We start from the raw sequence: 18,258 nt of genomic DNA, 5'->3' as shown, positions 1-18,258 counted from the left end.
TGCGACGCGGCTCAATCGATGAGAGTCCGCTTGCGTCAAATCAAGCTAAGCGTAATGAAAGGGACGGTTCAGCGCAATGGCTTGCTCGCAATGGGCAAGGCGTCCGGGCTTGAAGGCGGAATCATGTTCGATGCGCACAAAACAAAAAAGCCAACCTCGCGGTTGGCTTTCTTTGCTTTGCGTCTTTTTTAACCTTGGTACGCCGACAACGATAAGCCTGGGGCTTACGTCATCTTCCAAGGGTCTTTGGTGGGTAGTACTGGGTTCGAACCAGTGACCCCTGCCGTGTGAAGGCAGTGCTCTACCACTGAGCTAACCACCCCGAAAGAGGCGAAATATTAGCACGTTTTTTTGGACGTGTGCAAGTCGCCTCGAAAAAACTTTATGCGGCCGCCACCGGCGCGTCGATCTTGCGCCAGGTGCACTCCCCGCCCACGGACTTGTCCAGGGCCGCGAGATAGTTTTCGTGTTCGGCCAGTTCCGCCTCGCTGGCCTTGATCACGGGCAGGCCCGAAGCGTCGAAGCGGGCCAGTTCGATGCCATTGCCGCCGCCGCTGGCGCTGTCGTCCACGTCGATCAGCAGCGCGTCCTGGCCGCGGGTCATGGCCAGCCAGACTTCCGCCAGCAACTGCGCGTCCAGCAATGCGCCGTGCAGGGTGCGGTGGGCGTTGGAGATGCCGAAGCGGTCGCACAGCGCGTCCAGCGAATTGCGCTTGCCCGGGAACAGCGAACGCGCATGCAACAGCGAATCCGTGACCGTCTCGCAGTACTCGGTGACCGCGCCGCGCCCGGTCTTGGCGAGTTCGGCGTTGAAGAACTTGACGTCGAACGCGGCGTTGTGCGCGATCAGCTCGGCGCCCTGGATGAACTTGACGAATTCGTCCGCGACATCGGCGAAGCGTGGCTTGTCCGACAGAAACTCCGTGGTCAGGCCGTGCACGGCCAAGGCCTCGGGGTCGCTGTCGCGGTCCGGGTTCAGGTAGATGTGCAGGTTGTTGCCGGTGGCCATCCGGTTGACCATTTCCACGCAGCCGATCTCGACGATGCGATGGCCCTGGGCAGGGTCCAGTCCGGTGGTTTCACTGTCAAAGATGATCTGGCGCATAACTTATTCCGACGCTTGGGCAGGCGCGGCGGGCTGCGCGTGCGGCGCCGGAGCGGGGTCCGGGTGATGCGCTGCGCTGCCGGCCTGGCCGGGTTTCTTGCGTGCGGTGGCGATCAAGGTATAGGCCACCGGCACGACGAACAAGGTCAGTAGTGTACCCAGCATCAGCCCGCCCACCAGGACCCAGCCGATCTGCTGGCGCGATTCCGCCCCCGCGCCCGTGGACAAGGCCAGCGGCACGGTGCCCAGCACCATGGCGCCGGTGGTCATCAGGATGGGGCGCAGGCGCAGCACGCTGGCTTCGACCACGGCCTCGAACAACTCCTTGCCCTCGTCGCGCAGCTGGTTGGTGAATTCGACGATCAGGATGCCGTGCTTGGTGATCAGCCCCACCAACGTGATCAGGCCGATCTGGCTGTAGATGGACAAGGTGCCGCCGGTCAGCCACAGCGCCAGCAGCGCGCCGGTCATGGACAGCGGGACCGACAGCATGATGATGAAGGGATTGCGCCAGCTTTCGAACTGCGCGGCCAGCACCAGGTAGATGAAGGCCAGCGCCATGGCGAAGACCAGATAGATGCTGCCGGAGGAATCGCGGAACTCGCGCGATTGGCCATCCAGGTCGGTCACGATGGTGTTGGGCAGCACGTCGCGCGCCACCTGGTGCATGTGCGTCAGGACTTCGCCCAGCGCGTAGCCGGGCGCCACCGCGCCGTCGATCTTCACGGCGCGCAGGCGGTTGAAGTGGTTCAGCGATTGCGGCGACACGCCCTCGTGCACGCCCAGCAGATTGTCCAGCTGCACCATGCTGCCGTCGCGCGCCCGCACGTAGATGCCCGAGATATCGGTGGGATTGGCGCGGTCGCGCGGCGTCACCTGCACGATCACGTCGTACTGTTCGCCTTCGTCCTTGTAGCGCGTGACCTGGCGGCCGCCCAGCATGGATTCCAGGGTGCGGCCCACGGTATCCACATTGGCGCCCACGTCGGCCATCTTGTCGCGGTCCACGCGCACGCGCAGCTCGGGCGTATTCAGGCGCAGGTCGGTATCCAGGTTGATCAGGCCGGGATACTTGCGCAGCTCGGCCAGGAACACCTCGGTCAGGCGCGACAGCTCGGCGTAGGACGCCTGGCTCATGATGATGAACTCAACCGGCTTGGAACGCGCCGACTGGCCCAGCGACGGCGGATTGGTCGGGAACGCGCGCACCCCGGGCAGCGAGGCGAATTGCGGCTGCAGCTGCTGCGTGATGGCCTGCTGCTTGCGGCTGCGCTCTTCCCAGGGTTTCAGGCGCAGGATAGCGGTGCCGTCCGTCACGGTGGGGAAGCCCACGGTCACTTGGCTGCCGCTGGCCTCCGGAATGTCGGAGTAGAACTTTTCGATGCCCAGCATGCTTTCCAGCGTGTAGTTCAGCGTCGCCCCTTCAGGCGAGCTGACGATGCCAAACACCACGCCGCGATCCTCGATGGGCGCCAGCTCGCTCTTGACGACCTTGAACAGCACGCCGCTCGCAGCCGCGACCGCCAGGCCGATGGCCACTACCACCCAGCGGTGGCGCAGGGCCAGCGCCAGCGCGCGCCGGTAGCCGTTGCTCATGCCGTTGAGCCAGCCTTCGATCAGGTTGTACCAGCGGCTGTGGCTGCTCTGGTGGCGCAGCAGCACCGAACACATCATGGGCGTGAGCGTCAGCGCCACGAAACCGGACACCAGCACGGCGCCGGCCAGCGCCAGCGCGAATTCGATGAACAGCCGCCCGGTGCGGCCCGTGGCGAAAGCCAGCGGCGCGTACACGGTGACCAGCGTCATGGTCATGGCGACCACCGCGAAGCCGATCTCGCGCGAACCGCGCAGCGCGGCCTCCTTGCGCGGCATGCCCTCTTCGATGTGGCGGAAGATGTTCTCCAGCACCACGATCGCGTCGTCCACCACCAGGCCGATGGCCAGCACCATGGCCAGCAGCGTCAGCGTGTTGATGGAAAAACCGAACAGGTACATCAGCGCACAGGCGCCCACCAGCGACACCGGAATGGTGACGATGGGGATGATGCTTGCTCGCAGGTTGCGCAGGAAGAAGAAGATCACCAGCACCACCAGGACGATGGCTTCGCCGATGGTGTGGAACACGGAGTCGATGGAGCGTTCGATGAACACCGACGAGTCATACGCGATGTTCAGCTTCATGCCGGCCGGCAGGTTCTCGTTCAGGCGCGCCACTTCCTCGCGCGCCGCCTTGGACAGTTCCAGCGGGTTGGCGGTGGACTGGCGCGTCACGCCGATGTTGATGGCTGGCTTGCCATTGAAGCGCGACAGCACGCGGTCGCTGGCGGCGGCGATCTCCACATTGGCCACGTCGCGCATGCGGACCGGATAGCCTTTGACGTTGGCGACGATCACGTTCTCGAACTGGGCCGGCGTCTGCAGGTCGGTGGAAGACACCACCGAGAACTCGCGGGCGCGCGACTCGATGCGGCCGGCCGGAATCTCGACGTTCTGGCTGCGCAGCGCGGCCTCCACGTCCTGCACGGTCAGGCCGTAGGCGGCGAGCTTGTCGCGGTCCACGTAGATGCGCATGGACGGCAGGCGTTCGCCGAAGACGCGCACCTCGGCCGCGCCGGGCAGCACCGACAGGCGGGTCTTGATGTAGCGGTTGATGTAGTCCGAGGTCTGGATCGCGGAGTACGAACCGGACTCGACCGCGATGTAGATGATGGGCTGGGAATCGGCCTCGACCTTGCCGATGATGGGCTCGTCGATCTCGTCGGGCAGGAAGCGGCGGGCGCGCGAAACCTTGTCGCGGACTTCCGCGGCCGCGGCGTCCGGATTGCGGGACAGGTTGAACTTGATGTTGATGAGGCTGCGTTCCGAGCGGCTGCGCGAGGTCATCACGTCCACGCCCTCGATGCCGGCCAGCTGGTCTTCCAGCGGCTTGGTCACCTGCGATTCGATCACCTCGGGCGAGGCGCCCTTGTAGGTGGTGTCCACCGACACGATGGGCTCGTCGATCTTCGGATACTCGCGCACGGTCAGGCGCGAATACGAAATCAGGCCGATCAGCACGATGATCAGCGACAGGACCGATGCGAACACCGGCCGCTTGATGCAGGTTTCCGAGATACGCATTGCGCTACCGCCACATAGGGAAAAAAGCCGGCGTCACGCGCCGTTGGCCAGGACGGTCACCGCGGCGCCGTCTGTCACGCGCTGCAGGCCCGACACCACCAGCCGGTCGCCCGCCGCCACGCCGGTCAGGATTTCGACGCGGCCCTCGCGGCGCTCGCCGATGGTGACCTCGCGCCGCTCGGCCACGCCATCCTTGACGCGGTAGACGTATTGCGTCGCGCCCGAGGGCGACAGCGCGGCTTCCGGCGCGACCAGCGCCTTGTCCTGGTTGAACTGCAGCTGCACGCGGGCGAACATGCCCGGACGCAGCACCGCATCCTTGTTGGGGACCGTGGCGCGCAGCAGGATGGAGCGTCCGCCCGCGTCGACCAGCGGGCTGACCGCGTAGACCACGCCCTGGCGCTCCTGGCCGGGCAGCGCGTCCATGCGCAGCGTCAATTGCTGGCCCACGCCCACCTTGCTCAAATACATTTCAGGGACGCGGAAATCCACCTTGAGCGGATCGATCGCCTCCAGCGGGGCCAGGTCCTGGCCCTGGTTGACGTAGTCGCCCACCGACACGCTGCGCAGGCCCGCGATGCCGCCAAACGGCGCCGAGATCGTCATCTTGTCCAGGCGCGCCTGCGCCAGCGCCACGGCGGCTTCCTGCACCTTCAGGGTGCTGGCGGATTCGTCGCGCGCCTGCTGGCTGACGAAACCCTTGCCCTGCAGCTCCACCGAGCGCCGGTAGTGGCTTTGCGCCAGCGTCAGGTTGGCGCGCGCCTGGGCCAGCTCGGCGCGCGGCACGGAATCGTCCAGCCGGATCAGCACGTCGCCGCGCTTGACCGGCTGGCCTTCCTTGAAATCGATCGACTGGATGCGACCCGCGACCTCTGGTCGCAGCACCACGGACTCGTCGGAGCGCAGGCTGCCCACGGCCGAGATGCCGCGCGCGAAAGGAATCTCTTCAACGGCGGCCACTTCGACCCGAACGGGCGCAACGCGCGTCACGAGGGGCGCCTCGACGGCGCCGGGTTGTGGACTGACGGTTCCGAAGGCGAGCCAGCGCGGCACAAAAACGCCGAGCGCGGCCCCCGCGGCCAACCCTGCCGCTACGGCGGCGAGCAGTACTGCTTTTTTCATGCGCGAATGTGGCGGTATTGCGGCGCGGGCCTGGCATGCCCCCACGCGGACTGCGCCGCAGGAACTGGAATGAGGGTTGGCACTTTAGCACCCGGATTTACATACTGGAACAATCCTGAAGCCGGATGAAAGAACTAAATCCGCCCCAGAGGGCGGATTTGAGGGTATATCCCGATGCCCTCAGCCCCGGCGGGCCGATTCCACGCCCATGTTGGCCAACTGGTCTGCCCGTTCGTTGCCGGGATCGCCGGCGTGGCCGCGGACCCAGCGCCAGGACACGGTATGGCGCTGCACCTGTTCGTCCAGCAGCTGCCACAGCTCGGCGTTCTTGACCGGCTTCTTGTCGGCCGTCATCCAGCCGCGCCGCTTCCAGTTGGCGAGCCACTCGGTCATGCCCTTCATTACATATTGGGAGTCCGTGTGGATGATGACCGTGCACGGGCGCTTGAGCGCGCGCAGGCCCTGGATGACTGCCAGCAGTTCCATCCGGTTGTTGGTGGTCTGGAGTTCGCCGCCATGCAGGGTCTTTTCATGGCTGCCGGCGCGCATCAGCACGCCCCAGCCGCCCGGACCGGGGTTGCCCTTGCAGGCGCCGTCGGTCCACATTTCCACTTTCTGCTCGTTCGCTTTGTCGTCCTGCATGGTGCTGCTTGGTATTCCTTGCTAAAAAAAGTCCCAAAAATTGGCCCCGCGGCGCGGGACTGGGGCCTCAGGAGCCGTCGTCCGCGTGGCGGTTGACCACCACGGACGCGGCGCGGGCGCGTTTGGGCTTGGCCTTCTTCCAGGCCGGGCCAATGATACGCATGCCGGCCACCCGCTTGACGGCCGACACCAGATAGACCGCGCCGCCCACGCTCCACCAGCGGGCGCCCGCCGACTCCAGGAAGGACCAGCGCTGCAGCCACTTTTCGCTGCGGCAGGCCGGGGCGTAGCAGCCGAAGTGGCTGGCCTCGACCTCGAGCGACAGCAGCTTGAACCAGTCCTTCAGGCGCGGCAAGGACACCTGGGATGACGGCGGCTGCGGCAGCCAGGGTTCCATGCCGGGCATGCGCGTGCGCATGCCCCACATGCTCCAGGGATTGAAGCCCGAGATCACGACCCGCCCTTCGGGCACCAGCACGCGTTCGACCTCGCGCAGCACGTTGTGGGGATCGTCCGCGCACTCGAAGGCATGCGGCAGGATCAGCAGGTCCACGCTCTGGGATTCGAACGGCAGGGCCTCGGGCTCGGCCAGCACCACCCGCGACTGCCAGGCCGCCGCGCTTTCCGCGGACGGGGTCTCGGCGCCCACGTAGCCCTTGAAGGGCATGCGGTTGGCGCGCAGCAGATTCATGTCCGCCAGACCCACCTGCCAGGCGTAATATCCGAACACGTCCGCGACAGCCGCATCGAACTGCGCCCGCTCCCAGGCCAGTACGTACTGTCCCGGCGGCGTCTGGAACCATTCGGCCAGTTCTACAATCGGCGGAGTATCTTCTGCCACGTTCTATTCCTTCGAATCCCATGCAAGCCTTGACCGCCCCCACAGGCGGCCGCGATCGCAACGCCGCGGTCTTGCCTCTACCCGCCTTCAACGACAACTACATCTGGGCCATCGTCCGCGGCGATGAAGCCGCCGTGGTCGATCCCGGCGACGCCGGCCCGGTGCTGCAATGGCTGGCCCAGAACGGCTTGAGACTGCGCGCCATTCTACTCACGCACCATCATGGCGACCATGTGGGCGGCGTACCGGAATTGTCCCGCATCGAGGGCATTACCGTATACGGCCCCGCGCATGAACAGCTGCCGCGCTGCGACGTGCGCCTGGCGCAGGGCGACCGCGTGGCGATCCCGGAACTGGACCTGGATCTGGCCGTGCTGGACGTGCCCGGGCACACCGCCGGCCATATCGCCTACTACGGCCGGGCGGCCGGTCAGGAGCCGGTTCTGTTCTGTGGCGACACCCTGTTTGCGGGGGGCTGCGGCCGTCTTTTCGAAGGCACTCCGGCGCAAATGCATGATTCTTTAGGGAAATTTGCTGTTTTACCGCCAGATACACAGGTTTTTTGCGCACACGAGTACACTCTAGCGAACTTGCGCTGGGCCTTGGCAGTCGATCCGGCCAACCGCAGCCTGCAACAGTGGCACCAGCAGGCCCAGCAATTACGAGCAGAAGGTCTTCCCACGCTTCCGTCCACCATCGGGCAGGAACGCGCGGCCAATCCGTTTTTGCGCACGCAAGAAGTTGAGGTCGTCCACGCCGCAGAGCGCTGGGCCGGCCGCAGCCACGCTACGCCGGTAGAGGTTTTTGCCTCCCTTCGTGAATGGAAGAACGATTTCAAGTGACAACCCGATGAATCTATCCCGACTCCTTCTGCCGCTCATGCTGGCAGTCCTCGCCGGTTGCGCAGGAACCAAAGCCCCCGATAGCAAGAACCTCACCACCAATTCGCAAGGGCGATACATCGCCCGCGACACGTCCCGGACGGTTGACCTGACCAACCCGCCCGCCGACGCCTGGGACCGCATCCGCCGCGGTTTCGCCATCCCCAACCTGAACACCGATCTCTCGCAGCAGTGGACCGAGTACTATGCGTCCCACCCCGAGTCGGTGCAGCGCATGGCGGAACGCGCAGGCAAATACCTGTACTTCATCGTCGACGAGATCAACCGCCGCGGCCTGCCGACAGAGCTGGCGCTGCTGCCCTTCGTCGAAAGCGCCTACAACCCGACCGCGCTGTCGCGCGCCCAGGCGTCCGGCCTGTGGCAGTTCGTGCCGGCCACGGGCCAGCACTTCAACCTGAAGCAGGACTGGTGGCGCGACGAGCGCCGCGACCCCATCGCCTCGACCAACGCGGCGCTGGATTACCTGGAAAAGCTGTTTGAAATGCAGGGCGACTGGTACCTGGCGCTGGCCTCGTACAACTGGGGCGAAGGCTCGGTGCAGCGCGCCATGGCCAAGAACGAGGCGGCCGGCCAGGGCACGGACTACCTGTCCCTGAACATGCCCGATGAAACCCGCAACTACGTGCCCAAGCTGCAGGCCATCAAGAACATCATCGCCGATCCGCAACGCTACGCGGTGGCCCTGCCCCCGGTGGGCAACACGCCCTACTTCGTGACGGTCCAGAAGAACAGCGACATCGACCTGGAAATCGCCGCCAAGCTCGCCGAAATGCCGCTGGACGAATTCAAGGCGCTGAACCCCTCGTTCAACCGTCCCGTGATCCGCGGCGACCACGGCCCCACCCTGCTGCTGCCGGCCGACCGCGTCGAGATCTTCAACGCCAACCTGACCAACTACAAGGGCGACCTCAGCGCCTGGAAGATCTACCATACGCGCCGCGGTGAATCCTACGCCTCGATCGCCAAGCGTTTCGGCGTGAGCGAAGCCACGCTGCGCCAGACCAACGACATCGGTTCGCGCCAGAAATCCGCCTCCGGCCAATCCCTGCTGGTGCCGGGCGAACCCGGCACGGGCGGCGTGCAGCTGGCCTCGCTGGCCACGCCGGTGGGCGCGCTGGACTCGACGCCGTCGGACAACAAGGCCGCCGCCCCGCGCGGCCGCACCACCCAGGCGCCGGCCGCCCGCGTGGCCAGCGCCCGCCCCAATGTCCGCACCCACAAGGTGCGCCAGGGCGACACGCTGTTCTCGCTGGCCAAGCAGTACGGCACCTCGGTCGACGCGCTGCGCGCGCTCAACAACATCAAGGGCAGCGCCCTGAAGGTCGGCTCGCAACTGCGCGTGCCGGGCACCAACGCCCGCGGCTGATCGGCGCAGAAACAATAAAGACTCACCATGAAACGACCCCAGAAGTTGGACTAGTGTCCGACTTCTGGGGTCAGTCCATTTTCGGCCGGTGATTTCTATGGAAAATTGCTCCCAATCGGCCGAAAAACCATGCGTCGTCAAGCGCAAGCCCAACAAGCTGCATAGGGAACGGCCCCGCAGGAGATTGATTGGCAAGTTCGCTTGCCGCAATCCCACTATCCCTTCTCTTAATCTTGTTGATAGCGAAATTAGTGAAATTATCGATTCAGGATAATTTCTCTAATTTCCGTACATATGAACCCTGTCCTGAACCCATACGCGCCAGGCGCAGGCAGCCCTCCTCCCGAACTCGCGGGACGTGCCCACATCCGCGAGGACGTGCGCGTGTGCTTGGAACGCCTGAAGCGGGGCAAGCAAGCCAAAAGCGTCTTGTTGTTCGGCCTTCGTGGCGTCGGAAAGACTGTGCTCTTGGACAAGATGCGATCCGATGCGGAAGATAGAGGCGCGCACACCGTTCGCGTCGAGGCCCCCGAGAATAAGTCCTTGCCAGCACTACTGGCGCCGCAACTGCGCTTGGCCCTCCTGCGCCTAAGCAGAGTAGAGGCCGCCAAAGACATCGCGATCAGGGGGCTAAGAGGCTTGGCCGGCTTCGCAAGAAGGCTCAAGGTCTCGTTTACGGACATCGAAGTCGGCTTCGACTACGAACCAGAACCCGGCCTTGCTGATAACGGAGACCTGGAAGAGGACCTTGCCGCGCTGCCCGAGCAGCGGATACCGTGGTCGCCCTCTTCATTGATGAACTCCAATACGTTGAAGAAGAGCAACTGGCGGCGCTGATCTCCGCGCTACACCGGTGTGCACAACAGCAGTTGCCCGTTACCTTGGTCGGCGCAGGACTACCCCAGCTACGCGGGCGCATGGGCCAGGCGAAGTCCTATGCGGAACGACTGTTCAAATTTGCCGAGATTGGAGCGTTGAGCACGGCTGATGCAACGTTGGCGATCAACGTACCGGCAAACAATGAAAACGTCGAAGTCGAGCCCGCCGCGATCGACTCGATCATTGCCGTAACGCAGGGGTATCCATACTTCCTACAAGAGTGGGGAAAATGCGCCTGGGATGTTGCGACAGCCAGCCCGATCACTGTGGAGGACGTCGAGAACGCGTCTCGCGAAGCCGTCGCAGCATTGGATGAAGGTTTTTTTCGCGTCCGATTCGATCGGCTTACTCCGGCCGAAAAAAAGTACTTACGCGCGATGGCGGAATTGGGACCTGGTCCTCACAGATCCGGTGATATTGCGCAGCAGTTGGGCCGGCCCGTTGCGTCCTTTGGCCCCGTTCGTGGCTCTCTGATCGTCAAGGGAATGCTCTGGAGCCCAACTCATGGCGACACGGCGTTTACCGTGCCTATTTTCGACGCATTCATGAAACGCATCATGCCCGGAGACAGCTGGCAGACGAACTGAGGCCTATGTATTGAGGCACTGGAGAGCTGTCCTTGAAGGCGCTCCCCGAGAGCGTCAAAACCAACTCCTTAACCTCCACCACCTGCTAACTGCGTACTCCATTGCGTCAGCTGGCCGGCCGTTACGCCCACGCCGCCGCACAGGATCACCGCCACCGATCGTGCGTTCTTCAGGAACTCCGAACCGCCGTCCAGCGCCGCAATCGAGGCGCCGCAGGCGGGCTCGACCAGAATGCGGTGCTCCAGCAGCACGTCCTCGCAGGCTGCCACCGCGGCGGCATCCGATACCACCACGCTCTCGATGGGATGCTCCTTCGCCAGCTCTAGCGCGCGGTCGCAGACCTGCCGCGCGCCCAATGAGGTCGCAATGGACCGGATCTCGGGCAACAGCACCGGCGCCCCCGCGCCCAGGGCCTGGGCATAGGAGTCGGCGCCGGCCGTCTCGGCCGCAATCACCGGCACTTCCGCCCAGCCATTGCGCCGCAGGCCTTCGACCACGCCGCATAGCAGCCCGCCGCCGCCGACCGAGCAGATGACCGCATCCGGCCGCCCGCCCTGCCGGGCCAGCTCGTCGATCATGGTCGCGTGCCCCTCCCACAGCAAAGGGTCGTCGAAGGGATGCAGGAACGCATCCGCCTCGGTCATGAGTTCCAGCGCGCGGGCATTGGCCTCCATCCAGGAGGCGCCATGCACCATGACCTCCGCCCCTTCGGAGCGGATCAGGCTCTTGGCGCGCTCCGAGGTCGTGGCGGGCACCACCACCGTCACCGGCGTGGCCAGCATGCGGCCGGCGTAGGCCACCGCATAACCGGCGTTGCCGCCGGACGAAGAGATGAAGCGCCGGGCCCCGCGGGATTTGTAGATCTGGCAGGCGTGGCCTATGCCGCGGGCCTTGAACGAGCCGCTGGGCTGCAGCGCCTCCATCTTCAGGCGCACGTCCTTGCCGCTGCGCAGGGAGAAGGCGCGGGATGCGAGCGCCGGGGTTTCGATATGGATTGCCATGTTCCGTTCTTCAAAATGGGTGAATCAGGCCGCGCTGGCCACAACGCAGCAGACGTTGCCGGGCACGACGATGCCGGGATGGCGCTTGGCGAAGATGACGCCACTGGTCCCGTAAACCAGCTCGACCGGCGCGCGGCGCGGATCGAATGTCTGGTGGATGCGGCCCGCGGGCTGGCCGGCCTCGACGGCTTCGCCATGCCGATGGTAAGCCTCGAACACACCGCGTTCGGAGGCGATGACGTAGGACTTCGCGCCGCTGACCTTGCACAGGGGCGCTGGCTGCGCCGCCAGCGGCTGGGCGCAAGCCTGGTCCAGCACGCCCCAATGCGCCAGCACGCGCAGCGCGCCGGCGCGGCACAGCGCGAGCGCACTGTCCGTCACCGTGCCGCGTCCCGCCATCTCGGTGCTGACACAGGTAAGCCCCGCCGCCACGGCCGTGGCGACGCTGGTGCGGGTATCGCCCAGCGTGTCCAGCATCACGTTGAACGGCGCGCCGAAGGCCATTACGGCATCGATGTTGCGCTGGGTCTGCCCGGCGTCTTGCGACGGCTGGACCAGGGCGCTGGGAATGATGTCCAGCGACGAACCGCCGGAATGCAGGCTCAGGAACGCGTCGCCGCGCGAGAACAGCTCGTCGCTGACGTAGGCGGCGATCTGTTCCGTGATGCTGCCCGCATGGTCGCCGGGAAACGTGCGGTTCAGGTTCTTGCCGTCCAGCGGCGAGGTACGCAGGCCGGCTTCCGCTGCCGGCGCGTTGAGCGCGGGCATGACGATCAGGCGCCCCCGAATGCGGTCCAGTGGCAGGTCGCGGATGAATTCGCCCAGCACGATCTGGCCTTCGTACTCGTCGCCGTGGTTGCCGGCTTCCAGGATGACGGTGGGGCCGTCGCCATTGGCCAGCACCGCCATGGGTATGCGTACCGTGCCCCAGGCGTCTTCGTGCGGCGACTGCGGGATGTGCAGGAAGCCCGCCTGGCGTCCAGGCGCGTCGAGATCGATGTCGGTGAAGGCCGTCGCGCAGTGCGGGTTGCGTGCCGACAGGTGCGCGACCCGCCGGTCACGCAATAACGACGACTCGCGGAATGTCGGTTTCGTCATAGACCTTTTGGGTATACGTTATGGGGTTAAATCCGAAAATATAGGTATTTGACTGATCAGCAACAAATACTTTTGATGCTTGCTACATATGCCCGGGAGGCATGGCATGGAATTGAGACAGTTGCGCTACTTCGCAGCGGTGTGCGCAGCCGGCAGCGTGGCCGGCGCGGCGAAGGCGTTGCATATCGCCCAGCCCGCCCTGTCGCGCCAGATGATGGCGCTGGAAGAGGAATTCGGCGCGCAACTGCTGGTCCGGTTGCCGCGCGGCGTGGCGCTCACGCGCGCCGGCGAAGCGCTGCTAGCCCACGCGAAACTGATGCTGGCGGGTTCCGAAACCCTGCGGGCGCAGGTGGCGCTGGCGGCCAATGGCAAGGCAGGCTCGCTGAAGATCGGCATCATGCCCGGCTACAGCTGGCTGCCCGGCCTGGGACAGGCGATCGCGGCCCTGTCGCGCGCCTCGCCCGATACCGATGTACAGCTGGAATCCGGCCTGTCGGCCTGGCAGCTCGATGCGATCAAGCGCCACGAGCTGGACGCGGGCGTCGTCGCCTGGCGCTCTCCGCTCGATGGCGAAGTGGAGGGAATGAAGATCTATGAAGACCGCATGCTGCTCGCCATGCCCGCGGCGGTGGCGCGCAACGTCGGCAAGATCCGCACGCTCAAGGACCTGGCGGGCCAGAAGTTCATCCTGTTCCCGCGCGCCGGATCGCCCTCGCACTATGACGCGCTGGTGCGCATCCTGAAGGCCGCCGGCATTCCGTTGACGCGCCCGGCCGCCGTGGCGACCGATCTTCCCACCATCCTCGGCCTGGTGGCGGCCGGCCTGGGCTGCGCCATCATTCCCGCCTCGTTCCGGCTGCATGGTCCGGCCGGCGTGGTCTTCAAGGAAATCGGCGGCATAGACCTGACGTTCGATCTGGAGTTGGTCTGGCGCGCCGACCAGCGCGATCCCTTGCTCGCCAGTTTCGTGCGCCTGTTTCCGTCGCTCTGAAAACCGTCCTAAAGGCTCATGCCGGTCGGATCCGTCCCAGGGATTTTCATATCGCGAAACCGCGCAAACTCCTTAAAATAGGCGGATTCCAGAGGGAAAAAATCAAAGGATAGAAATATGGGCTTTCTCGCCGGCAAGCGCATCCTGGTCACCGGGGTGCTTTCCAACCGATCCATCGCCTACGGCATCGCGCGCGCCTGTCACCAGCAAGGCGCCGAACTGGCGTTCACCTACGTGGGCGACCGCTTCAAGGACCGCGTAGGCGAATTCGCGGCCGAATTCGGCAGCAAGATCGTGCTGCCCTGCGATGTGGCCGAAGACAGCCAGATCGAAGGCGCCTTCGCCGAACTCGGCCAACACTGGGACGGCCTGGACGGCCTGGTGCACTCCATCGGTTTCGCCCCGCGCGAAGCCATCGCCGGCAACTTCCTCGACGGCCTGTCGCGTGAAGGTTTCCGCATCGCGCATGACATCTCGGCCTACAGCTTCGCCGCCATGGCCAAAGCCGCGCTGCCGCTGATGGAAGGCCGCAACGGCTCGGTGCTGACGCTGACCTACCTGGGCGCCGAACGCGTGGTTCCGAACTACAACACCATGGGCCTGGCCAAGGCCTCGCTGGAAGCCAGCGTGCGCTACCTGGCCACGGCGCTGGGCCCGCGCGGCATCCGCGCCAACGGAATTTCCGCCGGCCCCATCAAGACGCTGGCCGCCAGCGGCATCAAGGACTTCTCGGCCATTCTGAAGTTCGTGGAAGCCCAGGCTCCTCTGCGTCGCAACGTCACCATCGAAGACGTGGGCAACGTCGCCGCCTTCATGCTGTCGGACCTGGCCGCCGGCGTGACGGGCGAGATCACCCACGTGGATGCCGGTTTCTCGACCATCGTCCCGGGCATGGAAGACTGAATCCGCCCGCGGCGGGGCCGCCGCCAGCCCCTGCCGCCGCAACCGGCCCCGTCAGGCCGGCTGCACCACCACGGTGGACACCTGCACGTCCACCGCCGTCATCAGCTTGTGCACCGGGCACTTCTCGGCCACCGCCAGCAGTTCGTCGATCTGCGCGTCGGACAGCTCGCCGTTCAGCGTCAGCTTGGCCGTCAGGCGGTAGATCCCCTTGCGCTCCTCGCTGGCGTCGCGCACCACTTCCACGCCCACCGATTCCAGCGGCAGGCCCTTGCGCTGCGCGTAGACCATCAAGGTCATGGCCTTGCAGCCGCCCAGGGCGGTGTCGAAGTAGTCGTGGGGGTCGGGGCCGGCGCCGGCAGGCTGGGGCATGTCCAGCGGCAGATCGTGGCCTTCGGCCGTGGCGGTGAATTGCAGCGTGTTGGGCGCATTTTGGCTCACGCGGATGCTCATGGGTCCTGTCTCCTGGTAACGGGGTCCTGACGGGCAGCCGCCGCGGCCGCCCCAGACCACGTTGTATCACCTGGCGGGCGCTCCAAGGACGTCGCCCGCGCAAGCAACTGACTGTAAGCTGAACTTCTGCCTCCCGCTCCGGTCGGATATCTCTATCCGCAATACCTGAGCAAACTTTAAAGGGGGCCGCATGAGCGCCAGACAACTTCTCGATCAACTGCTGCAGTCCGGGCAAGGGCTGCTGTCGGACACCACCAATCGCGTGCAGAACGCCACGGGCGGCAAGGGTTCGTCCTTCCTGACCGGCCTGGGCGGCGGCGCGTTGGGCGCGGGCGCGCTCGGACTGCTGCTGGGCAGCAAGAAGGCCCGCAAGATCGGCGGCAAGGTTGCCATGTACGGCGGCATGGCGGCGCTGGGCGCCCTGGCCTATCGCGCCTATGGCGACTGGCAACGCAGCCAGGCTGGCGCGCCGGCCGCTCCCCCGCAGACGCTGGACCGCCTGCCCGCGCCCCAGGCCGAGCAGCACAGCACGGCGGTGCTGACCGCCATGATCGGCGCGGCCAAGGCCGATGGCCACATCGGCCCGGAAGAACGCGCGCTGCTCGAAACTGAACTATCCAAGCTGTCGTCGGACGCGCAAGACCGCCGCTGGCTTGAAGCCGAACTGTCGCGCCCCCTGGATCCGTCCGTGATCGCGCAAGCCGCGCAAACGCCGGAAATGGCGGCCGAGATGTACCTGGCCAGCCTGCTGGTGGTGGATGAGGAAAGCTACATGGAACGCGTCTATCTGGACGAACTGGCGCGCCAGCTCAAGTTGCAGCCGGGCCTGAAGGAACAGCTGGAACAGCACGCCCGGGCCGCCGCCGCGGCCTGAGTCCGGCCGGCCTGCGCCCGGCTCAGTCGGCGCGCAAGCCGATCGCCTGCGTCAGGGCGGTATATCGGTCAATATCCGCGTCGATCATGGCCTGGAATTCACGCGGGGTGCTGCTGGCGGGCGTAAAGCCCTGTTCGCGCAGCGCCGCCTGCACCTCGGGGCGCTGGACGATCTTCGCCACTGCCGCATTCAACTTGGCCACCACCGCGGGCGGCGTGGCCGCCGGCGCCAGCAGGCCATGCCACTGGTCCAGCGCGTAGCCGGGCACGCCCTGCTCGGCCACCGTCGGCACCGACGGCAACAGCGGCGAGCGCGCCGGCGAGGTCACGGCCAGCGCCCGCAACTTGCCGGCCGCAATCAAAGGCGCGGCGCTGGACGCGGTGACCACGCCCATTCCAACCTGGCCGGCGGTCACGTCGGTGAGCGCCGGTCCGCAACCCTTGTAAGGCACGTGCTGCAAAGGTGCGCCGGTGGCGCGCGACAGCATCTCGCCGGCCAGGTGTTGCGGCGTGCCGTTGCCGCAGGACGCGAACGGCAGCGGGCGGTCCGGCGTGGCGGCGGCCAGCGCATCGTCCAGGCTGCGCCAGGGCGAAACCGCCGGCACCACATACACCGACGGCACGAAGGCCACGTTGATGACCGCCGCAAAATCCTGCTTGGGCGAGAAGCCCAGATTGCTGTAGACCCCCGGATTGATCGCGAAGGAACTGTTGACCATCAGCAGCGTATGGCCGTCGGCTGGCGCTTCGGCCACGGCGCGCGCGCCGATGTTGCCGCTGGCCCCAGGACGGTTTTCCACCACCACCGCCATGCCGAACTGCTCCTGCAGGCTGGCGCCGATGCGGCGCGCCAGCAGGTCGGTGCCGCCACCCGGCGGAAACGTCACCACGATGGTGATGGGGTGCGAAGGATAAGCGGCGTCCTTGGGCGCTTCGCCCGAGGGTGAATTGCCGCAGGCGGCCAGGGGCAAAACCAGGAATGCGAGAACAGAGCTAAGCAGGCGATTCATGATGCGGGCTTGCAAGCGTCCCCGCGCGGCATGCGCGCGGGGGCATGGGCAATGCCGGCCGGCGGCCGGCGGAAGGTCAGGCGTCCAGGCCGATGTCGAGCACCTTGGCGCTATGGGTGATCCAGCCCACCGCGATCTGGTCCACCCCGGTGGCCGCCACCGCCGCGGCGGTTTCGGGCGTAATGCGCCCCGAAGCCTCGGTGATGGCCCGGCCGCGCGCCATGGCCACGGCGCGGCGCAGATCGTCCAGGCTCATGTTGTCCAGCAGCACCACATCCACGCCCAGGGACAGCGCCGTTTCCAACTGCTCCAGCGTGTCCACTTCCAGTTCGATCTTGACCATGTGGCCGATGCCGGCGCGCGCCCGCTCGACCGCCGTCGCGACCCCGCCCGCCAGCGCGATGTGGTTGTCCTTGATCAGTACCGCGTCGTCCAGGCCGTGACGGTGATTGCTGCCGCCGCCGACACGCACCGCGTACTTCTGCACGGCGCGCAGGCCCGGCATGGTCTTGCGGGTGCAGGTGACGCGGGCGCCGTAGCCTTCGATGGCGCGGGCGATGGACGCAGTGGCGCTGGCCACGCCGCTCAGATGGCACAGGAAGTTCAGCGCCACGCGCTCAGCCGTCAGCATGGCGCGGGCGTTACCGCTGATGCGGGCGATTTCCGCGCCTGGCTGCAATTCGCTGCCGTCGCGCAGCGCAACGTCGAACTTGATGCCCGGGTCCATGGCGCGAAACGCCAGGCGGGCCAGGTCCAGCCCGGCCAGCACGCCTTCCTGGCGCGCGACCAGACGGGTCTGCGCCGTGGCGTCGGCGGGCACGATGGCGTCGGTGGTCAGGTCCCCGGCGCGTCCCAGGTCCTCGAGCAAGGCCGCGCGCACCAGCGGCTCCAGCATGACTTCCGGCAGAGGGGGAACGGGCAGTCGGGCGATGGTCATAGGCGCTTCGGCTTTAATGCTCATTTTGAGTATTTACCAGTTAAAAAAAGGCGCGCGGAGATTGCGCACCACTTATGCTAGAGACGAGCATAAGGCTTGTCAAGCGTCAGCCATTTTCCGTCCAGTTTGAAATAGCTTGTGTGATCGATTAAATTTTAATCACTGTGATTATTTCGAGATCATTAGCGTGTCATCGAGTCCGAAATCTGCCTCGCGCTGATCACGGCGTCGCCAGGAGCAGGGCAAGATCAAGTTCTTAGACCAACCCGCGTATTGGCGAACAACTGTTCCAATTCGAACCACGAGAGGTGAGAAGAATCCTGGTTGGAGAGTACGAGATTCGCTACGAAAACCAGGATGCGGTTGTCCACGTGCTGCGGCTGTGGCACACCCGCGAGAACCGCTAAAACTCTTGGGTGACTTGGACTCTC

At 65.6% G+C, this 18,258-nt stretch carries 19 protein-coding genes and 1 tRNA gene; 9 read left to right on the top strand and 11 right to left on the bottom strand.

Features of this window, described 5'->3' with window-relative positions:
- Positions 1-30 precede the first annotated feature (30 nt).
- Entirely contained in the window at positions 31-192 is a 162-nt protein-coding gene (locus AC1RHV_RS27120; RefSeq protein WP_156337472.1) for a hypothetical protein, read from the top strand.
- Between the two features lie 55 nt (positions 193-247).
- On the opposite strand, the gene AC1RHV_RS27115 is transcribed toward AC1RHV_RS27120, so the two are convergent.
- The 6 genes from AC1RHV_RS27115 to AC1RHV_RS27090 all read right to left on the bottom strand — a co-directional run bounded on the left by AC1RHV_RS27115 (position 248) and on the right by AC1RHV_RS27090 (position 6,830).
- Positions 248-322, bottom strand: a tRNA-Val gene (locus AC1RHV_RS27115).
- A gap of 60 nt (positions 323-382) precedes the next feature.
- Positions 383-1,105: a DNA polymerase III subunit epsilon gene (gene dnaQ / locus AC1RHV_RS27110; protein WP_054458449.1), complete on the bottom strand. Its 723-nt coding sequence runs from the start codon at positions 1,103-1,105 to the stop codon at positions 383-385.
- 3 nt (positions 1,106-1,108) lie between these two features.
- Positions 1,109-4,225: an efflux RND transporter permease subunit gene (locus AC1RHV_RS27105; protein ID WP_119450688.1), complete on the bottom strand. Its 3,117-nt coding sequence runs from the start codon at positions 4,223-4,225 to the stop codon at positions 1,109-1,111.
- Positions 4,226-4,258: 33 nt separating this feature from the next.
- Complete coding sequence (locus AC1RHV_RS27100; protein WP_054458445.1) at positions 4,259-5,347, bottom strand: efflux RND transporter periplasmic adaptor subunit; 1,089 nt, start codon at positions 5,345-5,347, stop codon at positions 4,259-4,261.
- A 180-nt stretch (positions 5,348-5,527) separates the two neighbouring features.
- On the bottom strand, positions 5,528-5,989 hold the full coding sequence (gene rnhA / locus AC1RHV_RS27095; RefSeq protein WP_054458443.1) for a ribonuclease HI: 462 nt from the start codon (positions 5,987-5,989) through the stop codon (positions 5,528-5,530).
- A gap of 67 nt (positions 5,990-6,056) precedes the next feature.
- Positions 6,057-6,830: a class I SAM-dependent methyltransferase gene (locus AC1RHV_RS27090; RefSeq protein WP_054458442.1), complete on the bottom strand. Its 774-nt coding sequence runs from the start codon at positions 6,828-6,830 to the stop codon at positions 6,057-6,059.
- A gap of 20 nt (positions 6,831-6,850) precedes the next feature.
- Between AC1RHV_RS27090 and gloB the strand changes: the two genes are divergently transcribed.
- From gloB to AC1RHV_RS27070, 4 genes are all read left to right on the top strand, one after another.
- Positions 6,851-7,672, top strand: a complete 822-nt coding sequence (gloB, locus tag AC1RHV_RS27085) for a hydroxyacylglutathione hydrolase (protein WP_054458440.1) — start codon at positions 6,851-6,853, stop codon at positions 7,670-7,672.
- A gap of 7 nt (positions 7,673-7,679) precedes the next feature.
- Positions 7,680-9,098 carry a transglycosylase SLT domain-containing protein gene (locus AC1RHV_RS27080; protein WP_054458438.1) on the top strand — a complete coding sequence of 473 codons (1,419 nt, stop codon included), beginning with the start codon at positions 7,680-7,682 and terminating at the stop codon, positions 9,096-9,098.
- A gap of 390 nt (positions 9,099-9,488) precedes the next feature.
- Positions 9,489-9,935: a hypothetical protein gene (locus AC1RHV_RS27075; RefSeq protein WP_492302299.1), complete on the top strand. Its 447-nt coding sequence runs from the start codon at positions 9,489-9,491 to the stop codon at positions 9,933-9,935.
- Positions 9,875-10,564, top strand: coding sequence for a DUF8462 domain-containing protein (locus tag AC1RHV_RS27070; RefSeq protein ID WP_492302298.1), 690 nt, complete (start codon positions 9,875-9,877; stop codon positions 10,562-10,564). Before AC1RHV_RS27075 ends, AC1RHV_RS27070 begins: the two co-directional genes overlap by 61 nt.
- A gap of 68 nt (positions 10,565-10,632) precedes the next feature.
- On the opposite strand, the gene AC1RHV_RS27065 is transcribed toward AC1RHV_RS27070, so the two are convergent.
- Positions 10,633-11,565 (bottom strand): pyridoxal-phosphate dependent enzyme, encoded by a 933-nt coding sequence (locus AC1RHV_RS27065; protein WP_492302297.1) that lies wholly within the window; start codon positions 11,563-11,565, stop codon positions 10,633-10,635.
- 24 nt (positions 11,566-11,589) lie between these two features.
- Positions 11,590-12,663 (bottom strand): succinylglutamate desuccinylase/aspartoacylase family protein, encoded by a 1,074-nt coding sequence (locus AC1RHV_RS27060; RefSeq protein ID WP_492302296.1) that lies wholly within the window; start codon positions 12,661-12,663, stop codon positions 11,590-11,592.
- A gap of 106 nt (positions 12,664-12,769) precedes the next feature.
- On the opposite strand from AC1RHV_RS27060, the gene AC1RHV_RS27055 reads away from it, so the two are divergent.
- Together AC1RHV_RS27055 and fabI are read left to right on the top strand one after the other, a co-directional pair.
- Complete coding sequence (locus tag AC1RHV_RS27055; protein WP_492302295.1) at positions 12,770-13,654, top strand: LysR family transcriptional regulator; 885 nt, start codon at positions 12,770-12,772, stop codon at positions 13,652-13,654.
- A gap of 117 nt (positions 13,655-13,771) precedes the next feature.
- On the top strand, positions 13,772-14,557 hold the full coding sequence (gene fabI, locus AC1RHV_RS27050) for an enoyl-ACP reductase FabI (protein WP_013391441.1): 786 nt from the start codon (positions 13,772-13,774) through the stop codon (positions 14,555-14,557).
- 51 nt (positions 14,558-14,608) lie between these two features.
- Here fabI and AC1RHV_RS27045 read toward each other — a convergent pair whose 3' ends face one another.
- Positions 14,609-15,007, bottom strand: a complete 399-nt coding sequence (locus tag AC1RHV_RS27045) for an OsmC family protein (RefSeq protein ID WP_054458431.1) — start codon at positions 15,005-15,007, stop codon at positions 14,609-14,611.
- Positions 15,008-15,197: 190 nt separating this feature from the next.
- Between AC1RHV_RS27045 and AC1RHV_RS27040 the strand changes: the two genes are divergently transcribed.
- On the top strand, positions 15,198-15,881 hold the full coding sequence (locus AC1RHV_RS27040; RefSeq protein WP_492302294.1) for a tellurite resistance TerB family protein: 684 nt from the start codon (positions 15,198-15,200) through the stop codon (positions 15,879-15,881).
- Between the two features lie 22 nt (positions 15,882-15,903).
- On the opposite strand, the gene AC1RHV_RS27035 is transcribed toward AC1RHV_RS27040, so the two are convergent.
- Together AC1RHV_RS27035 and nadC are read right to left on the bottom strand one after the other, a co-directional pair.
- The gene (locus tag AC1RHV_RS27035; protein WP_054458428.1) at positions 15,904-16,890 is read right to left on the bottom strand and encodes a tripartite tricarboxylate transporter substrate binding protein; all 987 of its coding nucleotides are present in this window, start codon (positions 16,888-16,890) and stop codon (positions 15,904-15,906) included.
- A 76-nt stretch (positions 16,891-16,966) separates the two neighbouring features.
- Entirely contained in the window at positions 16,967-17,851 is an 885-nt protein-coding gene (gene nadC, locus AC1RHV_RS27030; protein WP_119450693.1) for a carboxylating nicotinate-nucleotide diphosphorylase, read from the bottom strand.
- Between the two features lie 248 nt (positions 17,852-18,099).
- Here nadC and AC1RHV_RS27025 point away from each other — a divergent pair, with 248 nt between their 5' ends.
- Positions 18,100-18,234 (top strand): type II toxin-antitoxin system RelE/ParE family toxin, encoded by a 135-nt coding sequence (locus AC1RHV_RS27025; RefSeq protein ID WP_119450694.1) that lies wholly within the window; start codon positions 18,100-18,102, stop codon positions 18,232-18,234.
- Positions 18,235-18,258 lie beyond the last annotated feature (24 nt).

It is taken from the genome of Achromobacter sp. GW823-FHT04E03, from assembly GCF_058796095.1.
Note: the sequence above shows the minus strand (reverse complement) of the source record. Positions and strands in the feature narration are given on the sequence as shown.